A 23790-nucleotide genomic window follows, 5' to 3' on the forward strand; every position below is an offset into this window, starting at 1 on the left:
GCGCGGCTCGCGCGACTACCGCTGCCCGGTCGCCGCCGTGGCACCGTGCGGCACCAGCGAGTTCGGCTCCGGCCAGAAGCGCGCGCTCCGGATGCCGTCGAAGGACGCCGCCAGGCGCCGCGAGCCCAGGTCGTAGACCCGCGCCTGCGTCTCGCCCGCGAGCATCAGCAGGTCCCCGCGCGCCATCGCCCGCACGGGGCTCCGGGCGTGCAGGGCGAGTCCCTCGGGTTCGCCCAGGTGGCCGTCCTCCGCCTCCCAGCGCACCGGCATCATCAGCGCGGTCTGCTCGCCCGCGGTCTGCCACGCGAACAGCGGGCCGCCGCGCGACTCCACGCGCGCCCAGCCGCCGAACACGTCGTGCCCCCGGTCCGACACCACCGCGTCGAGCCGGACCGCGTCCTGACTGCCCTCGTCCAATCCCTGCGCCATCAGCGCGTCCAGGTCCCCGGCCACCGTGGAGGACACCAGCATCTCCGTGGTGGCGAGTGCGAACACGGCGTCCGCGTCACCTCGCGTGGCCACCGTCTCGATGCGCTTCCACGCCCCCGCATCCAGCCGGTACGCGTGCGCGAGCCCCGCGCCCTCGTCCAGCTCCGGGATGGGGATGCGCCGGCCTTCGAAGAGGAAGACGTCGTCGCGCCTCACCAGCTCGCCCGTGTGCGCGGTCAACGCCACCAGCCGCCCCACCGAATCGAACCCCACCGCGCCCGTCAGCCCCTCCTCCGGTAGCAGCTGCGCCGAGCCCTGCCCGGACGTCAGGTCCACCGTCCACACGCGCCCGGGCCCTCGCGCGCTGCCTGCCGGGTCGCGCACGGCCGCGTGCTTGCCGTCCGGGCTCCACGCGAGCTGCAACCCGTCACACGCCGCGTCCACCGTGACGAGCGCCCTGCGTCTGCCGTCTGACTCCAGCCGCAGCCAGGTACAGCCCGACGGCGCCGCGTCCTGAAGCACCGACAGTGAGAACGGCGCCACCTTCACCGGCGCGGCCATTGGCACGGCGGCAGGCACGGCCGGGGAGGCCTCCGGGGGCTTCTGGCAGGCGCTGACGAGGAGCAGGGCGCTGACGAGGCTCGAGGTGCGGACCATGTTGAACTCCACCCGGAAAAAGATGACCTCAAAGGAATATGGCAGAGCCCCGGGTGCGAGCGGAAGACACTCGTGGCCCACATGGTGGGGACCGGACGGAGTTCCTCCATCCCGGATCAAGCGCCTCACCCTGCTACGACTTCGCGTGGCGGTGGCGTTGGAGCGCTGGAAGACGAGCCGGGGCGCACTTGGAGCCGAAGATGTTCGAGCTCGTGTCGTCGATGGTGAAGGACGCTCGACCCTGAAGCCTACAGCGTCATGTACGCGCGGGCCGCGGGCACGGAGTAGAACTTCCCCTCCGGCAGGACGTACGCGGTGAGCTTGCCGCCGTAGACGCAGCCGGAGTCCAGGCCCACCGCGAAGGGGTGCTTCTGCAGGCCGCGCATGGCGTCGTGGCCGAAGATGACCAGCTCCGGGCCCTGCCACAGGCTGCCCCACGGCTCGCCCGCCTCCAGCCGCTTCGACGGCGTCCCGTCCGCCGCGATGCTGCGCAGGTTGAAGAGGAACTCTTCCTTCTGCTCCTCGAGCGGCACCCCCGGCACCAGCCCCGCGTGCACCGCCAGCGCGTTCAGATCCGGGAGGCGCAAGTAGGAGGGCAGCCGCTCCATCCAGGCCCAGTCCGCGGCGCTCAGCGTGTCCAGCACCTGCCGGTGCTCCGGCTTGAGCTTCTTGCCCTTGGACGCGTAGCCGCCGTGCCAGCGCAGCACGTGCGCGTCGTGGTTGCCCTTCACCGCATGGAAGCCGTGCTCGCGCGCCCGCCGCACCACGCCCGCGGAGTCCGGCCCCTTCGCCACCAGGTCGCCCACCAACACCACCCGGTCGCCGGGCTGCCAGTCACACGCCTTCAGGAGCGCGTCCAGCTCACTGGAACAGCCGTGCACATCTCCGATGAAGAGCGTTCGCATCCTCCTCTCTCTTTAACGCACCATCCGCGAATGCCCTGCCGGGATTCTCGGGGGGCTCGCCGGGGGACGGGGCCTCGCGCGCCGCGTTACTCGGAGGGCGTGCGCAACAGTCGGCTCAGGCTCACGTCCAGCTGGCTGGAGATGAGCCGCAGCACGCTGTCCAACTGGGAGCGCGTCAGCCGCAGCCGCTCCGTCAGCCGCTGCCTGGTTCCGTCCAGCAGCTCCTCCTGCGCGCCCACCACCCACCGCGCCGCGGTGGAGCGGTGCACTCCGTACAACGCTCCCAGTTGGTCGATGCCCAGCCCGTCCAGGTACTTCAGCCGCAGGAAGTTGCGCTGCCGCGCGGACAGGGCCGCCAGCGCCGCCTGGAACGACGCGCTGAACTCCGCGCGGTACGTCTGCTTGAGGTACGCCAGCTCCGGATCGTCCCCCGGCGCCACCAGCATGGACAGGTCGCCGTCCTCCGACTGCGCCTGCCCCGAGCGCTGCCGCTGCCAGTCCAGCGCCAGCCACAGCGCCGCCGCGCGCACCCAGCCCGCCAGTGGCCCCGTGCCCGGGTACGCCGCCAGCCGCGCCGGAGCCTCCGCGCTGCCCACCAGCATCCGCTGCCGCAGCGCCTGACGGACTTCATCCAGCCCGGCCGGGGGCAGCCTCAGCCGCGCCACCGCCGCGTCCACCTCCGGCATCAGGCGCTCCTCGAACGTGGCCAGCGCCGAGGGCAGGCCATCCGCCGCCGCCCGGGCCAGGTACACGTCCGCCATGTGCAGCTTGCCCCAGGCGTCCTCGTGGCCGTCCGCGGGCACCAGCCGCGCCAGATGCGCCGCGAAGCGCGACCCTTCCAGGGGGATGTCCGGCCACGACTGCCGGGCCGCGTCCAGGGCCAGGGCCAGCCGCTCCTGGAGGACGGAGAGGGCGCCTGCCGGCTCCGTCTTTCCCCGGGCGGTCATGAAAGCCTGGGCTAAGGGCAATTCAGGTGCGGCCACGGCAGAGGACACTACCACCGGCCCCTGTCGCGACGCGGTGTCACCCGACATGTCGCGCAGAGGCTCCCACCTGTCAGGTGTCCCCCGGGACACGCTCCGCGCCGCGCGTGTCCACCCGAACACGCCCCCCTGGCCGTGCGGGGCGCCCCCTCTCCACCCTCGTCCGCCCGAGTGGCATCCAGCCAGCGTCCCACCCTCCGTGGCCCTCCGGCCACGGCCGCCCATGGCCTGCGCTTTGCTGGTAGAGCCATCCGGGACGTGGGCTGGTGCGGAGGTGTGAACGTGGAAGAAGTCGGTGTGGGGCTCGGAGTCGGGCCTGGTGACGCGGTGTACTCCTCGTGGTTGGAGGTGAGCGCGTCCCACCTCAGGCACAACGTGGCGGCGTTCCGCGCGCTGGAGTCCACCGGCCCCACACCCCGAGCGCTGGGCGCGGTGCTCAAGGGCAACGCCTACGGCCACGGCCTGGCCCAGGTGCTGCCGTTGGTGCACGAGGGCGTGGACGTCCTCTACTTCATCGCGCCGCAGGACGCGCTCACGGTTCGCACGCACGAGTCCACGCACAGCCTGCCCGCGCGGCAGGTGGTGGTGCTGGGCGCGGTGGCCCCGGAAGAGGCTGTCGTGCTGGCTCGCGAGGGCATCGACGCGGTGGTGGCGGACCACTCCTGGGCGGACGCGGTGCCGGTCCTGCGCGCCGCGAAGCTGCCGCGTCCCCTGCGCGTGCACGTGCACATCGACACGGGCCTGGGCCGCGAAGGCTTCACGTTGGATCAGCTGCCGCGCGAGACGCAGTTCCTCGCGGACGCGCCGGACGTGTTCGAACCGGTGGGCGTGCTCAGCCACTTCGCCAACACGGAGGACGTGACGGAGCAGGCGTATGCGCTGGCGCAGTTGGACGCGTTCGAGACCGCGCTGGGACACCTGACCGCGCAGCTGAAGCCCGCGAAGCCGTTGCAGCGGCACATCGCCGCGAGCGCCGCGGCGCTGGTGCTGCCCCGGGCGCGCTTCGAGGCGGCGCGCGTGGGCATCTCGCTGTACGGCTTGTGGCCCTCACCGGAGACACGGCTGTCCGCGCGGTTGGTGTTGGGCGAGCTGCCGGTGCTCAAGCCGGTGCTGTCGTGGCGGTGCAAGAGCCAGGTGGTGAAGTGGCTGCCCGCGGGCGCGTACGTGGGCTACGGCTGCACGTACCGCTGCCCGGAGCCCACGCGCATCGCTGTATTGCCGGTGGGCTACTACGACGGCTATCCGCGCCTCGCGTCCGGCAAGGCGCACGTGCTGGTGAACGGGCGGCGGTGCGCGGTGCTGGGCCGCGTGATGATGAACCACCTGATGGTGGACGTGACGCGCGCCACGACCGATGAGCGCCCGGTGACGGCCACGCTCCTGGGCCGCGATGGAGAAGAGTCCGTGTCCGCCGAGTCCCTGTCCGGCTGGGCGCAGACCATTCACTACGAGCTGGTGACACGCCTGGGCGCGCACCTGCGCCGCGTCGTCGTGGAGTAACGAGGCCTACCGGGTCGCACCGCTGGTGCCTCCTCGCGCTCGGTGGAGCCGGGAGGGCCACCGGCATCACGCATGGCGGACCACGCCCTGGCGCTGCGGGCTACTTCTGCGGCGGGCCCTCGGTGAGGCCGGGCGACGGCGCCGTCACGAGCTCCGGGGGCTGCACCTTCCAGCGGCGGTGCAGCCACAGCCACTGCTCCGGATGCCGGCGGATGGCGCGCTCCATCGCCGCGGTGACTCGCGCGGTGTGCTCGGTGATGGGGTCCGCGCACTCGCCGGGCTGCGGCGGGAGGATGGGGCCCTCCACCTCCAGCTTGTAGCGCGCGCCAGGGCCGGGAGGCCGCACGCCCATCACCACGAACACCGGCACGCCCGTGCGTTCGGCGGCCACCGCCATCGCGGGCGTCGTGGACGCGAGCCGGCCGAAGAAGGGCACGAACACCGCGGACTTCGCGGGCAGCGCCTGGTCCAGCAGCATGTACGCGGACTCGCCGCGGTTCACCGCTTCCGTAATCTCTTGAATCGCGCCCTTCGGATAGATGAGCCCCGCGCCCGCGCCCAACCGGTTCACCGCGATGCGCGTGTTCAGCGCGCCCTTGAGCGGACGCACCAGCGCGTTGAGCGGGATGCCCCAGCGGATCAGCATCTGGCCCACCAGCTCCCAGTTGCCGAAGTGCGCCGTCACCAGCAGCGCGCCCTTGCCCGTGGCCACGTGCGCCTTGAGCGCCGCCCACGCCTCCTCGCCCTCGATGCCTTGCTGGTCCCAGTCCGACGTCATCCTGTCGCCGGAAGGCAGCGACTCCACCACCACGCGCGCCATGGTGAGGTACGCACCCCGCGCGATGTCGTGGCGCTCGGCTTCACTCTTCTCCGGCATGGCGTGCGCCAGGTTGTCCAGCGCCACCTTGCGGCGGATGCCCAGCGTGTAGGCCAGGTTCGCCACGAAGCGTGCGAGCGCATCCCGCGCTTTCGGTGACAACGCGGTGAGCAACGCCCAGACGCCTCGCGTCAGGAAGGCCACGAGGGGGCCCGGCGGCGAGCCGATGATGCGGCGCAGGTGCTCCGGCGGCCTTTTCCCCTCGGGGGGGGTGTTCGTTTGCGATGGCAGCGGATGCGATGAAAGGGGAGCGGACACAGCGGCGCACTCCATCGCGAACACGACCTGACAGCAAGGCCACGCACCGCTTGCTCGTCGCTACCTTGCCAGGCTGCTCTGGTCCACACTGCGCGGCCATGCCCAACCTGCTCCGTCCGGTGGCCCTGGCCACCGTAACCTTCCTTGCGGCATGCGGTGCCCGACAGGGTAACGCTCCCGCTCCCGGTGCTGTTGAAACGCCGCCCGCCATCCAGGCGGCCACAGCGCCCACGCCTCCCACGCTGCGGCTGCCCGAGGACGTGCGGCCCACGAAGTACGCCATCGTCTTGAAGATGGATCCGAAGGCCGAGTCCTTCGAAGGCACCGTCGACGTCATGCTGGAGGTGGCCAAGGCCACCAACGTCATCTGGATGCACGGCAAGGGCCTCATCGTGAAGGAGGCCACGCTGGAGCAGGGCGGCGTCACGCAGACGCTCAAGGCCTCCTCCTCCGGCGAGGACTTCCTCGGCCTGACGCTGGCGAAGCCGCTGGCCGTGGGCGGCGCGAAGCTGCACCTCACGTACACGGGCACCGCGTCCGAGCGTGAGACGTCCGGCGCCTTCCGCGTCAACGAGGGCGGCGACTGGTACATCTACACGCAGTTCGAGCCGCTGGGCGCGCGCCGCGCCTTCCCGTCCTTCGACGAGCCCGGCTTCAAGGTGCCGTGGCAGCTCACCTTCCACGTGCCGGAAGGCAACGTGGCCGTCACCAACACGCCGCAGCTCGCGGACGAGAAGGGCGCGGACGGCTGGCACATCTACCGCTTCGCCCCCACGCAGCCCCTGCCCAGCTACCTCATCGCCTTCGGCGTGGGCCCGTTCGACTTCCTGCCCGCGCGCGACGCGGGGCAGAAGCAGGTGAAGACGCGCATCATCACGCCGCGTGGCCGGGCGAGCGAAGGCGCGTGGGCCGCGAAGGTGACGCCGGAAATCCTGGAGCGCCTGGAGGCGTACTTCGGCATCCCGTACGCGTACGAGAAGCTGGACGTGCTCGCGGTGCCGCTGATGGGCGGCGCCATGGAGAACCCGGGCCTCGTGACGTTCAACTCGCGCCTCGCGCTGGCGAAGCCGGAGGAGGACGCCGTGTGGCGCCAGCGCGCGTTCGCGAACGTGCAGGTGCACGAGCTGGCGCACCAGTGGTTCGGCGACCTGGTCACCCTGGCGTGGTGGGACGACCTGTGGCTCAACGAGTCCTTCGCCTCGTGGATGACCCCGCGCATCGTGGAGACGTACCAGCCCACGTGGGATGCGCCGGTCGAGCGCGTGCAGTCCCGCAACGACGCGCTGGACGCGGACAGCCTCGTCGCCGCGCGCTTCATCCGCCAGCCCATCCAGAACGCGGGTGACATCCAGAACGCCTTCGACGGCATCACCTACGGCAAGGGCAGCGCTGTGCTGGCCATGGCGGAGACGTGGCTGGGCCGCGACGTCTTCCAGAAGGGCATCCAGCGCTACATCCGCGCGCACGCGGGGAAGAACGCCACCGCGAAGGACTTCCTGGACGCGCTGTCCGCCGAGTCCGGCAAGGACGTGTCCCAGGTGATGAACAGCTTCCTGGACCAGACGGGCGCGCCCTTCATCACCGCGACCCTGCTGTGCGACGGCGGCAAGCCGCGCGTGGCCCTCACCCAGCAGCGCTACATGCGCCTGGGCTCCAAGGCCCCGGAGGCGCAGTCGTGGAAGGTGCCGGTGTGCGTGAAGTACCCGGGCGCGGGCAAGGACGCCACCGCGTGCACGCTGATGACGGAGGAGAAGGCGGAGATCGCCCTGACGGAGGCGAAGGCATGCCCGGCGTGGGTGTTCCCCAACGCGGACGGCTCGGGCTACTACCGCATGCGCCTGGCGGGTGATGCGCACGCGAAGCTGATGAAGTCCGGCCTGTCGAAGCTGTCGCGCGCGGAGCGGGTGGTGCTGCTGAGTGACTCGCTGGCGCTGGCGAAGGCGGGGCTCATGCCCGCGGCGGACGCGCTGCCGCTGCTCACCGGCGTGGCGGAGGACCCGGACCGGCAGGTGCTGGAGGCGGGCCTGGAGCTGATGGACCTGGTGTCGTCGCGGCTGCTCCCGGAGGCGCAGAACGCGGACCGCGCCCGCTACGTCCGAGACACCTTCGGGCCGCGCGCGCGCAAGCTGGGCTTCAAGCCGCGCGCCGGTGAGAGCGAGGACCTGCGCCTGCTGCGTCCGCGCCTGCTGGAGCTCGCCGGCAACGAGGGCGACGACCCGAAGCTCATCGCCGAAGCGCGCACGCTGGCGGACCAGTGGCTCAAGGACCGCAAGGCGGTGGCGCCGGACGTCGTGGGCGCGGTGCTCGCCATCGCGGTGGAGCACGGGGACGCGGCCCTGCACACGAAGCTGATGGAGGCCCTGCGCGGTGAGACGAGCCGCTACCAGCGTCAGCAGTTGCTGGGCGGCCTGAGTCACGCCACGGACCCGAAGCTGGTGAAGGCGAACCTGGAGCTGCTGCTCGACCCGAAGCAGGACATGCGTGAGAACCTGTGGCTCCTGATGGGCGCGTCCCGGGACCCCCGCACCCGGGACACCGCGGTGGAGTTCCTGAAGACGAACTTCGACACGCTGGTGGGCACCGACGACAAGCCGGGCCTGCTGCCGGAGGGCATGGGCTCGCGGCTGCCGTACATGGGCGCCGGCTACTGCGACGCGGGCAAGCGCCAGGAGGTGGCCGCCCTCTTCGAGCCGCGCGTGGACAAGGTGCCCGGCTCCGAGCGCGTGCTGCGGCAGGTGCTGGAAATCGTGGACCAGTGCATCGCGCTGAAGGAGGCCCAGGGCGCGAGCATCGGGGCCTTCCTGACCGGCAAGCCGGCCAAGACTCCGCAGGCGCCGCCCGCGCCGCGGTAGTCAGTCCCTGAAACAACACCGGGTCCGCGTGACATGCACGCGGACCCGGGAGTGCTGCACGCGTCGCGGCGGGAAGGACTACTTCCGGCCGCGCGACATGAAGGACATGAAGGCTTCCTTGGCTTCATCGGAGGCGAGGCGCTGGACGAACTCGGCGCCTTCGCGCTTCAGGGCGGCGTCCACCTGCTCACGCAGCGGGCCGCGGATGAGCGCCTTGGTCACCTTCAGGGCCTGGGCGGGACGCTGGGCCAGGGCGCGAGCGCGCTCGGTGGCCACTTCCTTCAGCTGCGCCTCCGGGACGGCCTTGTTGATGATGCCGGCGCGCAGCGCGGTGGCCGCGTCGAACGGGTCGCCGAACAGCAGCAGCTCCGACGCCAGCGCGAAGCCCGCCATGCGAGGCAGCAGCAGGCTGCTGGCGCCTTCCGCGCACAGGCCCAGGTTGACGAAGGGCATGTTGAAGCGCGTCTTCTCCCCGGCCACCACGTAGTCGCAGTGCAGGAGCATGGTGGTGCCAATGCCCACCGCCGCGCCCTCCACCGCCGCGAGCACGGGCTTGGAGAGCCCGGCCAGGGCGCGCAGGTACTGGAACACCGCGGCGTCCTCGCCCGTGGGCGGGTGCTCCAGGAAGTCGCCAATGTCATTGCCCGCCGTGAACGCGCCGCCCGCGCCGGACAGGAGGACCACCCGGACGTCGTCGCGGCGGTCCGCCTCCAGGAGGGCGGCGGTGGCGGCCTCGTACATGGCGTGGGTGAAGGCGTTCTTCTTCTCCGGCCGGTTGAAGGTGACGGAGAAGACCCCGGCGTCGAGCTGCGTCAGAAGCGTGTCGGACATGGCCGGGCAGACTAACGCGCGTCGGGCCGCAGTGCGCGCAAGAGCAGCGGGGCCAGCGTCACCACCTGGTGGGGGAAGGGCAGGTCCTGCCGGTGCTCCACACTGTCCGTGCTGACCAGCCGCTTCACCGGCACGCCGTGCAGGCGCTCCAGCGCGGGGCCCACCAGCAGGGCGTGCGTGGTGGCGAGGATGAAGTCGTCCACGCAGCCCTCGCCCTTGAGCTCCTTCGCCGCCGCCGCCAGCGTGCCGCCGGTGGACACCATGTCGTCCACCAGGATGGGGCGCATGCCGCGCACCTGGCCCAGCAGGCCCAGCGTCTCCACGTCGTTGCCGCTCAGCCGCGCCTTGTGCACCACCGCCCACGGACGGCCGAGCAGCTTCGCCAGCGCCTCCGCCCGCTTCACCGCGCCCAGGTCGGGCGCCACCACCACGGTCGTGTCGGTGACGTGGGGGCGCAGCGCGTCCGCCAGCAGTGGCAGCGCGGACAGGTGCTCCAGCGGGGCGCCGAAGCAGCCCTCCAGCGCCGGGTTGTGCAGGTCCACGGTGAACACGCGCGTGAAGCGGCCATGGGACACCATGTCCGCCACCAGACGGCCGCCCAGGGGCTCGCCCGGCCGGGCCCGCCGGTCCTGGCGCGCATAGCCCACGTAGGGAATCACCGCCTCCATCGAGGCCGCGCCCGCCCGCCAGCACGCGTCCGCGAGCAGCAGCAGCTCCATCAGGTTCTCGCCCACGGGCGGGGTGGAGGACTGGAGGATGACGACGCGGCGGCCGCGCACCTCCTCCGGGGGCACCTCGATGTGCAGTTCTCCATCCGGGAAGCGCTCCCGCTTCACCCCCACCGGCTCCGCGCCGAACGCCTGGGCGAGCGCACGGCCGAGGTGGGGACTGGCACTGCCGACGACGAGGGCGATGGGCGTCATGGGCCGCACCCTAGCGCGGGAGGTGCTCGCGGTGCCCTGGCCCCCCGGGCATGCCGCCAGGAGAGCCACTGAACGTGCCTCCGCCGACACACTCCGAAGGGAAGAGCACCTTCCGGGGGTGGAGGCAGACCGATGCGTTTCCGGGACAGGGCGGAGGCGGGGCAGAAGCTCGCGGGGGTGTTGGCGCCCTACCGCTCCGGGGACGTGTGCGTCCTGGGGCTGACGCGCGGCGGGCTGCGCGTGGCGTACGAGGTGGCCCGGGCACTGAGGGCTCCCCTGGACCTGTGGGTGGCGCGGCGGCTGCGCGTGCCGGGGGGCCGCCTCATGCTGGGCGCGGTGACGGAGGGCGGCGGGCTGTACCTGGACCCCCAGGCCGCAAGCCAGGCGAAGCTGCCCGGGGAGACGCTCCAGCGCTTCGTGCACGAGGAGGTGGACGACGTGGAGCATCAGGCCCGGCAGCTGCGAGGCGGCCTCACGCCGCGGATCCGCGGCTGCACGGCGCTGCTGGTGGATGACGGGATGGTGACGGGCGCCACGGTGACCGCGGCGCTCCTGGCGCTGAAGCAGCAGGGCGTGCGCCGGCGCATCGTGGCGGTGGGCGTGGCGACGCCTCGCGCGCTGGAGCTCGTCCGGAGCCGCGCGGACGCGGTGCACGCGCTGACGCTGGACCCCACGCTGCGCGAGGTCTCCGAGGCCTACGACACCTTCCCCGCGCTCACCCAGGACGAGCTGCGGCGCTGGCTCACGCGCGCCCGGGAGGCCAGTCCCGCCCGGCCGCAGGGCGTGGCTCCGGACGTGGCGGGCGGGTGGTGGTTCTGACGGGCTTCGGGAACGGAAGTGGATGACGACGAGGACATGAGGAGGACGTATGGATGTGGAAACCGTGCATGCGGATGACCGCAGGCCCCGGACGCACTGGGAGCACTTCACGCGCGAGGAGCTGCTCGGGGTGCGGGGCGTGGGCCGCTCCATGGAGCAGGCCTTCGAGATGGCGGCGCTGGGACTCTGCGCGTTGGTGACGGACCCGCGCAGCGTGGAGGCGCACGAGGAGCTGGAGGTGGACTGCCAGTCCTCGGACCATGACCAGCTGCTCGCGGACTGGCTGCGGGCGGTGGTGGGCGCGATGGCCGGACGGCGCCTGCGCTTCCAGTGCTTCGTGGTGCGGCTGGACGGGCTGAACCTCTTCGGCCACGGCTTTGGCGAGCGCGCGGGACAGGCTCGCCATGGCACGCACGTGGCGGTGACGGGCGCGTCGCTCACCGAAGTGTCCGTGCGCCAGGGGCCGGAGGGCGTGTGGACCGCCGAGGCGCTGGTGGACTTCTAGGGAGGCAGGCGGGCGCGGCGGGACGATTCGTCCACGGAGGGGGTGCGCCGGGGCTCCGGGCTGCTATAGGGGGCGTCTTCCTCTTCGCGACCAGGACCCTCCGGACATGGCTTCCCGTGACATCCGCTTTGTATGGCTCGACCTGGAGATGACCGGGCTGGACCCCAATACCTGCGGCATCATCGAGGTGGGCATCATCGTCACCGGCCCGGACCTGCGCCCCATGGGCGAGTTCGAGCGCGTCGTCTGGCAGCCGGAGGAGATGCTCCAGCGCATGGAGCCCGTCGTGCGCGAGATGCACACGAAGAACGGCCTGCTGGAGAAGGTGCGCGCGTCCACGTCGTCCCTGCGCGTGGTGGAGCGCGAGGTGACGTCCTTCATCGCGGACTACTGCGACCTGGGCGAGGGCATCCTCGCGGGCAACTCCATCCACACGGACCGGCGCTTCCTCATCGACCACATGCCCATGGTGGACCGCTACCTGCACTACCGCATGGTGGATGTGACGAGCCTCAAGGTGATTACGCGCGCCTGGTACCCGGCGCTGGTGGAGCCGCGCAAGCCGCCCAGTGGGCACACCGCGCTCGCGGACCTGCGCTCCAGCATCAGCGAGCTGCAGTACTACCGCGACGTCCTCTTCCGCGCGACGCCGGGCTAATCGCAGCCTTCAGGCGAGGGCTCCGTCCGCGGGCAGCTGCTTCGCGATGGTGCCCAGCAGGTCGTCCAGCTCGAAGGGCTTGGCGAGGAAGTGGGAGCTGGCGCGGCGCTCCTCGTCCGTGAGGCGGCCCGCGCTCATCACCACCACGGGCAGGTCGCACAGGTCCGGATGGGCGCGGATGCGGCGCAGCAGCTCTCCGCCGTCCATCACCGGCATCATCAAATCCAACAGCACCAGGTCCGGCTTGGAGGTCATGAGCCGCTGGAGACCCTCGTCGCCGTTGTACGCGGTGACGATGTCGTAGCCTTCGAGGGACAGGATGTCCTCGAGCGCCTCCACGATGGCGAACTCGTCGTCCACGATGAGTAACCGCTTCATGCGCGAGCCCCCTCCACCGCACGCACCCGGCCCGGGACCCCTGTCGGCCGGGAGGCCGGGGGCGGGCTGGACGGGAGGCGGGCGGGGTCGGACGTCAGGCGGTGGCTCCATTTTCTCTCGCGGGAGAAGGTAGGTCCGCGCGCCAGTTCGGCCAGGGGACGGTGTGCGTTCTGTTGGTCAGGTGGCGGTGGATGTGGCCTGGGCGCCGGCCAGGCGCTCCTTGAGGATGTGTTTCTGGACCTTTCCGAGGGCGTTGCGGGGAAGGGCGTCGGTGAAGACGACGCGGCGCGGCTTCTTGAAGGCAGCGAGCCGTTCGCGGCACCAGTCCACCAGGGCCTGGGCGTCGGTGGGGGCGCCGGGGTGGGGGACGATGACGGCGACGACCTGCTCACCGAAGTCCGGGTCGGGCAGGCCCAGGACGGCGGCCTCGGCGACGGCGGGGTGCGCGGTGAGGACCTCTTCGACTTCGCGGGGGTAGATGTTGAAGCCACCGCTGATGATGAGCTCCCGGGCCCGGCCGGTGATGCGCAGGAATCCGTCCGGGTCCCATTCGCCCAGGTCGCCGGTGCGGAACCAGCCGTCCGCGTCGAAGGCTTCGGCGGTGGCGTCCGGGCGGCGCCAGTAGCCGGTGAAGACGTGGGGGCCACGGACTTCGATTTCGCCTGTTTCGCCGCGGTGCAGGGGCTGGCGGGAGCGCACATCCACGACGCGGGCCTCCTGGCCGGGGAAGGGCATGCCCACGGTGCCGGGGCGGCGTTCGCCGTCGTAGGGCTGGGTGGTGTTCATGATCGTTTCGGTCATGCCGTAGCGCTCCAGGATGCGAGCGCCGAAGCGCGCCTCGATGTCCAGGCACAGCTGGGGGCTCAAGGGGGCGGAGCCGGAGACCCACAGGCGCAAGCGGCGCGGCGTCACGCCAGTGCGGCGGGACTCCTCCAGGAGGCGGCCGTACATGGTGGGCACGCCGAAGAAGAGGGTGAGGGACGCATCATCGTGGAGGGCGGTGAGCGCTTCGGAAGCGACGAAGCGGCGGCGCAGGTCCGCGCTGGCTCCGGTGAAGAGGGTGCCGTGGAGGCCCACCATGAGGCCGTGGGTGTGGAAGAGCGGAAGGGTGAGCAGCAGCCGATCCGCGTCGGTCCAGTGCCAGGCTTCGGTGACGGCGCGCACGTTGGAGAGCAGCTGCCGGTGCTGGAGCATGGCGCCCTTGGAGCGGCCGGTGGTGCCGGACGTGTAGCCCAGCACGGCGAGGTCCTCCGCGCGGGGCAGGGGCAGGGCCGCGGTGGATGCGGCGCCCTGTGTGAGCACGTCCTGGAACGCCACGGTTGGGAGGGACGCGGGGAGCCCGGATGGGGGCGGCTCCACGGTGATGAGCCATTGCAGGGATGGGAGTTGGTCGCGAAGAGGCGCGAGCTCCGAGGCGCCAGAGGTCCCGGTGACGCAGACCTTCACCTCCGCGTCGGAGAGGATGTGAGCGAGCTCCACCTGGCGGTACGCGGTGTTGACGAGCACGGCGACGCAGCCAGCGGCCTGGACACCCAGCCAGGTGACGACGAACGCGTCGCTGTTCTCCAGGAAGAGCGCGACGCGGTCGCCAGCAGCCAGTCCTCGGGCCTTGAGTCCGCGAGCAAACGCGGTAACTCGCTCCGCCATCTGTCCCCGCGTGTACGTGGTCCCCTCGAAGGAGAGCAGCGGGCGAGAGGGTTCGTGACGGGCATGGTCCAGGAACACTTCAAGCAGGGAGGCCGGCATGGCACGAGCCTACCTGGACGGGATACTCTGGGTGTATGTCCATGCGTTGGCGATGGTTGTGGATGACAGGGCTGCTCGCGAGCCTGTCGTGCTCCGCGCCCCAGCCCACGCCCGGTGTCGTCCGGGGCAGGCCTGGAGAGAGGCTGGCAAGTCTTCCGGGACCGATGCCCGGCTTCGGCCCGTTCGACACCTTCTCCGATGCGTTGATGGCCGCGTGTCCCGTGATTCTTTCCCAGCCCCATGCGACCGCGGGACGCAAGGCAGCCCAGGACTTCAATGTCCGCTGGCGCATCTCGAAGGAGTACTGCGCCTGGCTGTATTACACGCCGGTCGGCAAGTACGAGATGAGCATGCTGACGGACCAGTCAGCGCAGGACGACCTGGACCTCAGACGCAGTTGCCTGCTGCCCGAGACTGTCGATGACGCCCGGTTCCCGTCAGGAAGCCTCAAGTACGTCTTCGCGCTGCACAACCATCCCTATGAGGGACATCTCTCCGACGGCGACCTCCGGATGATCGCCTCCATGGGACGCGTCCACGGATGGGTCATGGAGTTGGGAGGAAGGAAGGTCCCCCTTTCGATCGTCGCGTTCTTCTCGAACTCCGACGACCTGGACCATCCCTCATGTGACGGTTTCTTCCAGTACATCCCGGTGACAGGCGAACTGAAGAAGTGGACCGGTGGAGTCCGCGGTGGATGGCGCCAGGAAGTGCTGGGTACGGTCACCTGGCAGGATGAGACGCACTACCGGATCGATGAGAAGTAGCCGCCAGGAGCCTTCATGAAGAAGACCTATTCCATCCTGGCCTCCGCGCTCGTGCTGGCGGGCTGCATGAGAGCCACCGCGCCGTCTCCCGTGAACTCCGAGGAGGACCCCTCCATCGCCTTCCCGCCGTTCTTCGCGCAACCCGCTGTCTCACTGGGGACCGAAGGCACGGTGTACGAACTGGATGGCGACACGCTGCGAGCACTCACCGTCGTCGCCCGGGACCTGCTTCCACCGCGAGACACCTCCGTGTCGTGTGGAAGCCGCTGGGAATCTCAGCAGTACCGCGTCGTCCGGCAGGGCGACGTCATCTTCATCCGCATCGATGAAGATCCGAAGGCCTGTGGCCGCGCACATCCCGCGCTGGACTCCGGCGCGAGCTACGCCATCCGCCGGGATGGCCGGATCCTCCGGCGGCTCATCGACGGTCAGCCCGATGTCGCGAAGCCCGAGGATGCCGGTGTGCCTTCCACGCCCGGAGAACCCGGCGGCGCGTCCCTTGATGCGCTGGGCAACGGGCCCTCCCCGTTCCTGCCGCTCTCCTGGCAGGACGCGGGCTCACCGGCGCCAGCACCCCACCCGTAGCGCCGCCTGATCCTCCGGACATGATGATGAGTCTGTGTCAGCGACGATTCAGTTCGAGAATCGCATGCGCACGCCGAGGATCCGACGGGCGCATTTCCTGCGAGAGCAGCGCTGCCTCAAGCCTGCGGGCCATCTTGTCTTGAAGAGGGAACGGGCCGTGCTCAAACATCGCTGTGTACTGGGCGAACGTGTACTGCGGTAATTCCGCCGCCACGAGGTCTCCAAGGCGTGGACACTTTGTCACAGGGGGCGCCGCGACGACCTCGCAGGGCCAGCCCACAGGCCACCGGTTCATGTCGTCGAAGTCCAAGAAGTTGTAGTCTTTCGGATCGCTGCCCGCAGGAAGCAGCGGCAAGCGCACAGCCCCAACCACTCGACCCGTAAACTCAGGTGAGCAGTAGACCAGGAGTGTGGTTTCCGGGACGTAGATCGCCAGTAACTGGTCGGCGTGCCCCTGAATCTGTCTTGCGATGCGAACAGAGAAAGGGGACCCAGAATGAGCGGACCGAAGTTCACGGCCAGCAGTGGGAATGTCTTCCGGGCCCTGGAGGTCGCTCAGCCAGAGGAAGCTCTGGCCAAGGCGGAACTCGTGGCGAGGATCGCGGACATCATTGCCAGGAAGAAGTTGACCCAGGCAGCGGCGGCGAAGCTGCTGGGAGTGGATCAGCCCAAGGTCTCGGCCCTGCTGCGTGGACGCATGGCGGGCTTTTCGACGGAGCGACTGATCCGCTTCCTGACCCTCCTGGGCAGTGATGTGCAGATCGTCGTGCGCGACCGGCCCCGGTCCCGGGCTCCAGGACATCTGGAGGTCATCACTGCCTGACGTTGCAGGACGCGGGCTCACCGGCTCCCGCGCCCCGCCCGTAGCACCGCTAGAAGATCGACATGCCCAGCGTGACGCTGCACAGGAATCCGCCGTGCTGGCTGGTGCCGATATCGAGCGCGTCGAAGAGGTTCGGGTCGCGGCCGTCCGACGTGGTCCAGTTGTCCTCACGCAGGCGGAAGCCCCAGCCCGCGCGCAGGCCCAGGTACATGGGGCCCATCGACTGACGCATACCCACCGCCAGCGTCGCCACCGGCGTGAACAGCTTCTCCGTCGTGTACACCTCGGACTCGTCGCCGATGGTGAGCGTGGTCGTCGACGTCGTGCCCATGTTGAAGCTCATGCCCGCCTCCAGGAACGGGCTCGTGCGCACCTCGCCCAGCGGATACAGGCGCGCCACCGGACCCACGCGGTAGCCCCACGCGCCCGTGCCGCCGCTCAGGTTGAGTCCCAGGATGGGCGTCACCCGGTACTCCAGCTCACCGCCAAAGATGCCGGAGGGGCTGTTGAAGCCCAACGCCAGGCCCAGGTCCAGGTTCGTCCGGCCACCGCGCCGGGGAGGCAGCTGCGGGCTCTCCGTCTCGCGCCCCATCGAGTCCCCGGCCATGCCCTCATAACGGGACGCGTCGTTGCTCGAACGCTCCGACACCAGCGAGTCCGAGTCCGCCGCGGCGGGCACCTCGCCCGTCGCCACCGGCGTCTCCTGGCTCGCGGCATCCAGTTTCTGGGCCTCGGTCAGCACCGCCTGCGCCATCACCACCGAGCCCTTGTCGCTCAGGCTGGGATTGACGAAGTCGTACGACAGCGTCTTGGTGAGCACCGGCGCGTGCGTCGTGGCCAGTTGATACGTCAACCGGTACTTCTCTCCGGCCCGCGTCACCTTCGCGCTCACCGTCACGTCCGGCGAACCCTCGTGCTGGGGGTCCATCAGGATGGCTTCCGTGGTGGCGCTCTTCAGCGCCTCCTCGATGCCGTAGCGCGTGCGCTCCGCCACGGTGCTCGCGTTCAGCCCGCTGGTCTCCACTTCGCTGCCCACGTCCGTGAGCTGGAGGTACAGGGCATCAGCGAAGGCGGAGAAGGGCAGCAGGGTGGCGGCCAGCAGGATGCCGGCGCGCGTCCGCAGGGCGGTGGAGCGCATGGGGTGTTCCTCGAAATTGTGTGGGAATTGAATCGAGCAAGCAGACGGCCTGACGCTGTTTCTATTCACCCCCAGCACACTTCTTCGCGGTGTCCGTTCCTGGGACGCGCTCTTCGCGCAAGCGGTCAACGCCGCTGGCCTCCCCTCCGCCGCTCTCGTGTTTCCGGGCGCTTGCACCGGCTCGAAGCCCTGGCACACGGCTCGCTATGGCCCGGGGCGTGGACATCCCGAAGGCCCGAGCCCCGCGCCGCAAACCCTATCTCCTGGCCGCCCTGGGCCTCGCCGCGCTCGTGGCGGTGACGGTGGGCCTGTCCCGGCTGCGCCCCGCCGCGCCCACCGTGGACAAGGCCTCGGTGTGGCTGGACACGGTGAAGCGCGGCCCGCTGGTGCGCCAGGTGAAGGGCACCGGCTCGCTGGTGCCTGAATCCATCCGCTGGCTCACCGCCGACACCGCCGGCCGTGTGGAGCGCATCCACGTGAAGCCCGGCGCCACCGTCACCGCGGGCACGCTCCTCATGGAGCTGTCCAACCCGGACGTGCAGCTCCAGGCCCTGGAGGCCGAACGCCAGCTCGCGAGCGCCGAAGGCGACTTCCTGGAGCTGCGCGAGCTGCTCCAGACGCAGCGGCTGTCCCAGCAGGCCACCGTGGCCACTCTCACCGTCGAGTCCGCCGACGCCACCCGCCGCTCCCAGGCCAATACGGCCCTGTTCGAGAAGTCTTTCGTCGGCGACCTGGAGACGCGCCAGGCGCAGGAGAAGGCGCAGGAGGCGGGCCAACGTCTGGAGTTGGAGCGCCAGCGCCTGGACGTCATGTCCCAGAGCCTTCGCCAGCGTCTGGCTTCACAGCAGGAGCAGGTGGAGCGGCTGAAGGCCGTGGCGCGCTTCCGCCGTCAGCAGGTGGAGTCCATGAAGGTGCTCGCGGGCGAGGACGGCGTGCTCCAGGAGCTGCCACTGGAGTTGGGCCAGTGGGTGACGCCCGGAGTGCTCCTGGCCAAGGTGGTGAAGCCGGAGCGGCTCAAGGCGGAGCTGAGAATCGCGGAGACACAGGCGCGCGACATCCTCCCAGGCCTGAAGGCGCAGGTGGACACGCGCAACGGCGTGGTGGAGGGCACCGTGGCGCGAGTGGCCCCCGCGGCCAGCCAGGGCACGGTGCGCGTGGAGGTGTCGCTGCCGGACGTGCTGCCCAAGGGAGCCCGGCCGGACCTCACCGTGGAGGGCACCGTGGAGCTGGAGCGGCTGGACGACGTGCTGTCCGTGGGCCGTCCGGCGGGAGCCCAGGCGGAGAGCACGCTGGCGCTCTTCCGGCTGCTGCCCGGAGGCGACGAGGCGGTGCGCATCCCCGTGAAGCTGGGCCGCGGCTCGGTGAACGCGGTGGAGATTGTGCAGGGACTTTCAGAAGGCGATCAGGTGGTGCTGTCGGACATGACCGCGTGGGATGCGGTGGAGCGCGTGAGGCTGCGATGATGACGACGATGACGAACGACCGCGATGCGAAGGCCGTGGTCCCGGGCGCGGTGCCGGGCAAGGCGCTGCTCCAACTCGACGGGCTCACCAAGGTGTTCGAGACGGAGGAGGTGGAGACGCATGCCCTCTCCAACATCCAGCTCACCATCCGCCAGAACGAATGGGTGGCCATTGTCGGCCCGTCGGGCTCCGGCAAGTCCACGCTGCTCGCGGTGCTGGGGCTGCTCGACACCGCCACGCGCGGCAGCTACCTGCTGGATGGCCGGAGCGTGCTGGAGCTGTCGCCCACGGACCGGGCGAAGGTGCGCAACCAGCACATCGGTTTCATCTTCCAGAGCTTCAACCTCATCGGCGACCTGACCGTCTTCGAGAACGTGGAGCTGCCGCTCACCTACCGGGGACTGCCCGCGCAGGACCGCAAGCAACGCGTGGAGCGGGCCCTGGAGCGCGTGGGCATGGCGCACCGGGCGAGGCACCTGCCGGGGCAGCTGTCCGGCGGTCAGCAGCAGCGCGTGGCGGTGGCGCGCGCCGTGGCGGGAGACCCCCTCATCCTGCTGGCGGACGAGCCCACCGGTAACCTGGACTCGAAGAACGGCGAGGCGGTGATGCAGTTGTTGTCCGACCTGCACAAGGCGGGCTCCACCATCTGCATGGTGACGCACGACCCTGCGCACGCGCGCATCGCCACGCGCACGGTGAGCCTGTTCGACGGAAGTGTCGTGCAGGACGAACAGCTGCGCTGAAGCGGGGGACACGGCCATGGAACACCTGCTCGGTGACTTGCGCTACGCGTGGCGCTCCCTGAAGAACGCCCCCGGCTTCGTGGCGGTGGCGGTGCTGACGCTGGCGCTTGGCATTGGCGCGAACAGCGCCGTGTTCAGCGTGGTGAAGGGCGTGCTGCTCACACCGCCGCCGTTCACCCAGCCGGAGCGGTTGGTGTTGCTGGCCCCGAACTTCGACGCCTTCGGCCTCAAAGAGGTGTCGAACTCCATCCCCGAGTACCGGGACCTGAACACGCACACGAAGGCCTTCACGTCCCTGTCGGCCTTCCGGCCCGACGACATGACGCTCACCGGTGCGGAGTCGCCCCGGCGCCTGCGCGTCGTCATCGCCACGGCGTCGTTCCTGCCCACGCTGGGCGTGTCGCCGGTGCTCGGCCGGGGCTTCACGCAAGAAGAGGAGACGCCGGGCCAGGACCAGGTCGTCGTGCTCACGGACGCCGCGTGGCGCACGCACTTCGCGAAGGACCCGGAGGTGCTGGGGCGTGAGTTGCGATTGGACGGTGTGCCGCACACGGTGGTGGGCGTGCTGCCTCCGGGTGGCGTCTACCCGGAGGACACGGAGGCGGTGTTGCCCTTCGCTCCCACGCTGGCGCAGCAGGAAGAGTCCCGGCGCGGCAACCGCTTCCTGAGCGTGATGGCGCGGCTCAAGCCGGGCATGACGCTGGACGCGGCGCGAGCGGACCTGGTGCGCATGGGCAACGCGCGCTCGGCGGACCTGGTGGACCAGTACAAGCAGGCGGGGTGGTCCATGAGCGTGAAGTCGCTGGAGGACCACGTGGTGGGCAGCGTCCGCGAGACGCTGTGGCTGCTCTGGGGCGCGGTGGGCTTCGTGCTGCTGGTGGCGTGCTCCAGCGTGGCCAACCTGCTGCTCGCGAGGGCGGTGTCGCGAGGCCGCGAGGTGTCCATCCGCGCGGCGCTGGGCGCGGGCCGGATGCGGCTGGTGGCGCAATTCCTCACGGAGAGCCTGGTGCTGTCGCTGGTGGCGGGCGCGGTGGGGCTGCTGCTGGCGCTCTGGGGCACGGACGCGCTGGTGGCCACGGTGGGTGAGGGCCTGCCGCGCGCCCATGGCGTGAAGCTGGACGTGGCCTCCGTGCTCTTCACGTTGGCGGTGTCGGTGCTCACGGGCGTGCTCTTCGGTCTGGTGCCCGCGCTCCAGGCCAGCCGCGTGGACCTGCATGCGGCGATGCGTGAAGGCGCACGCGCCACGGGAAGCCACCGCACGAGCCGGCTGCGCGCCGCGCTGGTGGTGGCACAGGTGTCGCTCGCGCTGGTGTTGCTGGTGGGCGCGGGCCTGTTCGTGAAGAGCTTCCTCGCGCTCCAGCGCGTGGACGCGGGCTTCGAGTCCGACGGCGTGCTCACCGGGGCGCTCGCGCTGCCGAAGGTGCAGTACCCGGACAGGCCGAAGCAGGCGGCCTTCCTCCAAGTCCTGTTGCCCCGGCTCCAGTCGCTGCCGGGCGTGGAGTCCGCGGGGCTGACGAACGTGCTCCCGCTGGGGGGCGCCATGGACAACAGCTTCGACATCGACGGGCGCCCGCGCCAGCAGGGCGAACTGTGGAAGGCGGTGGAGTTCCGCGCCGCTACGCCGGGCTACCTGCACGCGTTGCGCGTCCACCTGCGGCAGGGCCGGTTGCTGGCGGACTCGGATGGGCCGGACGCGCCCTGGGCGGTGGTCATCAACCGCTCCTTCGCGGACCTCTTCTGGCCGAAGGGCGACGCGCTGGGGCAGCGGTTGAAGCTGCACGGCCAGGACATGCAGTGGACCACGGTGGTGGGCGTCGTGGACGACCTGCGCGAGTGGGGCCTGGACGTGCCGGCGCGCCCGGCGGCGTACTACTCGCTGTCGCAGCTGCCGTCCGTGTACATGGGCCTGGCGGTGCGCGTGAAGTCCGGGGACCCGGAGGCCTTGCGCGCCCAGGTGGAGGCGGAGGTGCGCGCGGTGGACGCGGACCTGCCGCTGTTCGACGTGTCCTCGCTCACGCACCGGATGGACCAGTCCACGGGCCCCCGGCGGTTGTCCGCGCTGGTGATGGGCCTGTTCGCGGGCGTCGCGCTGCTGCTCGCGGCGCTGGGGCTGTCGGGCGTCATCGCCTTCTCGGTGACGCAGCGCACGCGGGAGCTGGGCATCCGCATGGCATTGGGCGCGGCGCGAGGCGACGTGCTGCGGCTGGTGCTGGCGCAGGGCCTGCGGCTGTCGCTCACGGGCGTGGCGGTGGGGCTGTGCCTGTCCTTGGGACTGGCGCGGCTGTTGGGGTCGCTGCTGTATGGCGTGTCGGTGGACGACCCATGGACGTTCGGCGGGGTCGCGCTGCTGCTGACCGGGGTGGCGCTGGGGGCGTCGTGGCTGCCGGCTCGACGGGCGACGCGCGTGGACCCCATCATCGCGCTCCGGGCCGACTGACCTCCCTCCTTTCTGGCACAGTTCCGAACCGTGGCGACCTCCGTGTCCGAACCCATCGCTGCCTCTCCGCGTACCACCCGCATCCTCGTGGCCGACGACCAGCCGGACGTGCTGGAGGCGCTGCGGCTGTTGCTCAAGCGCGACGGCTACACGGTGGTGAGCGCGCAGTCCCCCGCGGGCGTGAAGGCCACGCTGGAAGCGGAGGACGTGGACCTGGTGTTGATGGACATGAACTACGCGCGCGACACCACGTCTGGGCGAGAGGGCCTGGACCTGCTGGGCGAGCTGCGCGCGAGGGACGCGCTGCTGCCCGTGGTGGTGATGACGGCGTGGGGCAGCGTGGAGGGCGCGGTGGAGGCGATGCGCCTGGGCGCGCGCGACTACGTGCAGAAGCCCTGGGACAACACGCGCCTGCTGGCCACGCTGCGCACGCAGCTGGAGCTGTCCCGAGCGTTGAAGCGCGGACGGAGGCTGGAGGAGGAGAACCAGCACCTGCGCCGCGAGCAGGGCGGACGCTCCCCATTGGTGGGCGAATCGCGGGCGATGCTGCCGGTGCGCAGGCTCATCGATCGGGTGGCGCCGTCGTCCGCGCCGGTGCTGGTGACGGGGGAGCACGGCACGGGCAAGGAGGTGGTGGCGCGGCTCCTCCACGCGGCGAGCACGCGCGCGGATCGGCCCTTCGTCGCGGTGAACTCCGGCGGCCTGTCCGAGGGCGTCTTCGAGAGCGAGCTCTTCGGTCACGTGAAGGGAGCCTTCACGGATGCGAAGGCGGACCGCATCGGCTGCTTCGAACTGGCGGACGGCGGCACGCTCTTCCTGGATGAGATTGGGAACATGCCGCTCACGCAGCAGGCGAAGTTGCTGCGGGTGCTCCAGACGGGGGAGTTGCACCCGGTGGGCTCGTCACGGACGCGGCGCGTGGACGTGCGAGTGGTGAGCGCGACGAACGTGGACCTGGGCCGGGCGGCGGCGGAGGGCCGCTTCCGCGAGGACCTGCTCTACCGGCTCAACACGGTGGAGGTGCAGCTGCCGCCTCTGCGGGAGCGGCGCGAGGACATCCCGTTGCTCGCGACGCACTTCCTGGCGGCGCAGGGGCAGCGCTACGGCCGTCCCAACATCCACCTGGCACCAGGAGCAATGGAGGCGCTCATCGCGTACCCGTGGCCGGGCAACGTGCGCGAGCTGGAGCACGCGGTGGAGCGCGCGCTGCTGATGGCGGTGGGGGACCGCGTGGAGGCGGAGGACCTGCTGCTCAAGCGGATGGGCCCGCCGGGCGGAGGCAGCACGCGCCTGGAGGAGATGACGCTGGAGGAGGTGGAGCGCTACCTCATCGAGCGCGCCCTCGGCCGGCATGACGGCAACGTGAGCGAAGCAGCGAAGGCGCTGGGCCTGTCGCGCAGCGCGCTCTACCGGCGGCTCCAGTACTACGGCATCAAGGGCGCAAGGTGAAACGCGGTCCCCTGGTGCCGCACGCCCCGCGCATCACGGAGCACGATGCGCACGAACCCAAGGC

The 23790-nt window shown here is 70.7% G+C and carries 22 protein-coding genes; 12 read left to right on the forward strand and 10 right to left on the reverse strand.

What is annotated here, in order from left to right; translation table 11 throughout:
• Positions 1-15 precede the first annotated feature (15 nt).
• The 3 genes from D7Y04_RS00705 to D7Y04_RS00715 form a co-directional block, all read right to left on the reverse strand.
• Complete coding sequence (locus D7Y04_RS00705; protein WP_147477015.1) at positions 16-1086, reverse strand: hypothetical protein; 1071 nt, start codon at positions 1084-1086, stop codon at positions 16-18.
• Between the two features lie 248 nt (positions 1087-1334).
• A complete protein-coding gene (locus tag D7Y04_RS00710) occupies positions 1335-1991 on the reverse strand; it encodes a metallophosphoesterase (RefSeq protein WP_121758018.1) in 657 nt (218 codons plus the stop codon).
• An 86-nt stretch (positions 1992-2077) separates the two neighbouring features.
• Entirely contained in the window at positions 2078-2938 is an 861-nt protein-coding gene (locus D7Y04_RS00715) for a sigma-70 family RNA polymerase sigma factor (protein WP_120596960.1), read from the reverse strand.
• 318 nt (positions 2939-3256) lie between these two features.
• Here D7Y04_RS00715 and alr point away from each other — a divergent pair, with 318 nt between their 5' ends.
• Complete coding sequence (gene alr / locus D7Y04_RS00720) at positions 3257-4474, forward strand: alanine racemase (RefSeq protein WP_199749587.1); 1218 nt, start codon at positions 3257-3259, stop codon at positions 4472-4474.
• A gap of 100 nt (positions 4475-4574) precedes the next feature.
• On the opposite strand, the gene D7Y04_RS00725 is transcribed toward alr, so the two are convergent.
• Complete coding sequence (locus tag D7Y04_RS00725) at positions 4575-5495, reverse strand: lysophospholipid acyltransferase family protein (RefSeq protein WP_370457076.1); 921 nt, start codon at positions 5493-5495, stop codon at positions 4575-4577.
• A gap of 212 nt (positions 5496-5707) precedes the next feature.
• On the opposite strand from D7Y04_RS00725, the gene D7Y04_RS00730 reads away from it, so the two are divergent.
• Positions 5708-8461, forward strand: coding sequence for a M1 family metallopeptidase (locus tag D7Y04_RS00730; RefSeq protein WP_121758019.1), 2754 nt, complete (start codon positions 5708-5710; stop codon positions 8459-8461).
• 78 nt (positions 8462-8539) lie between these two features.
• Here D7Y04_RS00730 and D7Y04_RS00735 read toward each other — a convergent pair whose 3' ends face one another.
• Together D7Y04_RS00735 and D7Y04_RS00740 are read right to left on the reverse strand one after the other, a co-directional pair.
• Positions 8540-9292, reverse strand: coding sequence for an enoyl-CoA hydratase (locus D7Y04_RS00735; protein WP_120596963.1), 753 nt, complete (start codon positions 9290-9292; stop codon positions 8540-8542).
• Positions 9293-9303: 11 nt separating this feature from the next.
• A complete protein-coding gene (locus tag D7Y04_RS00740; RefSeq protein WP_120579012.1) occupies positions 9304-10224 on the reverse strand; it encodes a ribose-phosphate pyrophosphokinase in 921 nt (306 codons plus the stop codon).
• Between the two features lie 123 nt (positions 10225-10347).
• Here D7Y04_RS00740 and D7Y04_RS00745 point away from each other — a divergent pair, with 123 nt between their 5' ends.
• The 3 genes from D7Y04_RS00745 to orn all read left to right on the forward strand — a co-directional run bounded on the left by D7Y04_RS00745 (position 10348) and on the right by orn (position 12197).
• Entirely contained in the window at positions 10348-11034 is a 687-nt protein-coding gene (locus D7Y04_RS00745) for a phosphoribosyltransferase (RefSeq protein ID WP_120596964.1), read from the forward strand.
• 49 nt (positions 11035-11083) lie between these two features.
• Positions 11084-11539: an archease gene (locus D7Y04_RS00750; protein ID WP_121758020.1), complete on the forward strand. Its 456-nt coding sequence runs from the start codon at positions 11084-11086 to the stop codon at positions 11537-11539.
• A gap of 106 nt (positions 11540-11645) precedes the next feature.
• Entirely contained in the window at positions 11646-12197 is a 552-nt protein-coding gene (gene orn / locus D7Y04_RS00755) for an oligoribonuclease (RefSeq protein WP_120579015.1), read from the forward strand.
• A 9-nt stretch (positions 12198-12206) separates the two neighbouring features.
• Here orn and D7Y04_RS00760 read toward each other — a convergent pair whose 3' ends face one another.
• Entirely contained in the window at positions 12207-12575 is a 369-nt protein-coding gene (locus tag D7Y04_RS00760) for a response regulator (protein WP_120579016.1), read from the reverse strand.
• A 177-nt stretch (positions 12576-12752) separates the two neighbouring features.
• Positions 12753-14321, reverse strand: coding sequence for an AMP-binding protein (locus tag D7Y04_RS00765; RefSeq protein ID WP_121758021.1), 1569 nt, complete (start codon positions 14319-14321; stop codon positions 12753-12755).
• A 164-nt stretch (positions 14322-14485) separates the two neighbouring features.
• Here D7Y04_RS00765 and D7Y04_RS00770 point away from each other — a divergent pair, with 164 nt between their 5' ends.
• Together D7Y04_RS00770 and D7Y04_RS00775 are read left to right on the forward strand one after the other, a co-directional pair.
• The gene (locus tag D7Y04_RS00770) at positions 14486-15088 is read left to right on the forward strand and encodes a hypothetical protein (protein WP_120598787.1); all 603 of its coding nucleotides are present in this window, start codon (positions 14486-14488) and stop codon (positions 15086-15088) included.
• Between the two features lie 15 nt (positions 15089-15103).
• On the forward strand, positions 15104-15673 hold the full coding sequence (locus D7Y04_RS00775; RefSeq protein WP_121758022.1) for a hypothetical protein: 570 nt from the start codon (positions 15104-15106) through the stop codon (positions 15671-15673).
• 37 nt (positions 15674-15710) lie between these two features.
• Here D7Y04_RS00775 and D7Y04_RS00780 read toward each other — a convergent pair whose 3' ends face one another.
• Positions 15711-16028 carry a hypothetical protein gene (locus D7Y04_RS00780; protein ID WP_147477016.1) on the reverse strand — a complete coding sequence of 106 codons (318 nt, stop codon included), beginning with the start codon at positions 16026-16028 and terminating at the stop codon, positions 15711-15713.
• A 141-nt stretch (positions 16029-16169) separates the two neighbouring features.
• Here D7Y04_RS00780 and D7Y04_RS00785 point away from each other — a divergent pair, with 141 nt between their 5' ends.
• Entirely contained in the window at positions 16170-16496 is a 327-nt protein-coding gene (locus tag D7Y04_RS00785; protein WP_120598784.1) for a helix-turn-helix domain-containing protein, read from the forward strand.
• Positions 16497-16545: 49 nt separating this feature from the next.
• Here D7Y04_RS00785 and D7Y04_RS00790 read toward each other — a convergent pair whose 3' ends face one another.
• The gene (locus tag D7Y04_RS00790; RefSeq protein WP_121758024.1) at positions 16546-17634 is read right to left on the reverse strand and encodes a hypothetical protein; all 1089 of its coding nucleotides are present in this window, start codon (positions 17632-17634) and stop codon (positions 16546-16548) included.
• Positions 17635-17852: 218 nt separating this feature from the next.
• Between D7Y04_RS00790 and D7Y04_RS00795 the strand changes: the two genes are divergently transcribed.
• From D7Y04_RS00795 to D7Y04_RS00810, 4 genes are read left to right on the forward strand one after another with little or no spacing between them, the layout of a single operon-like run.
• The gene (locus D7Y04_RS00795; protein ID WP_121759224.1) at positions 17853-19097 is read left to right on the forward strand and encodes an HlyD family secretion protein; all 1245 of its coding nucleotides are present in this window, start codon (positions 17853-17855) and stop codon (positions 19095-19097) included.
• A complete protein-coding gene (locus D7Y04_RS00800) occupies positions 19097-19840 on the forward strand; it encodes an ABC transporter ATP-binding protein (RefSeq protein ID WP_370457097.1) in 744 nt (247 codons plus the stop codon). The genes D7Y04_RS00795 and D7Y04_RS00800 overlap by 1 nt, the downstream gene beginning before the upstream one ends.
• 16 nt (positions 19841-19856) lie before the next feature.
• The gene (locus D7Y04_RS00805; RefSeq protein WP_121758025.1) at positions 19857-22277 is read left to right on the forward strand and encodes an ABC transporter permease; all 2421 of its coding nucleotides are present in this window, start codon (positions 19857-19859) and stop codon (positions 22275-22277) included.
• A gap of 42 nt (positions 22278-22319) precedes the next feature.
• Complete coding sequence (locus tag D7Y04_RS00810) at positions 22320-23726, forward strand: sigma-54 dependent transcriptional regulator (RefSeq protein WP_233601207.1); 1407 nt, start codon at positions 22320-22322, stop codon at positions 23724-23726.
• Positions 23727-23790: the final 64 nt, after the last annotated feature.

Origin of the sequence: Corallococcus sp. AB038B (assembly GCF_003668955.1) — a bacterium.
Classification (GTDB): Bacteria; Myxococcota; Myxococcia; order Myxococcales; family Myxococcaceae; genus Corallococcus; species Corallococcus exiguus.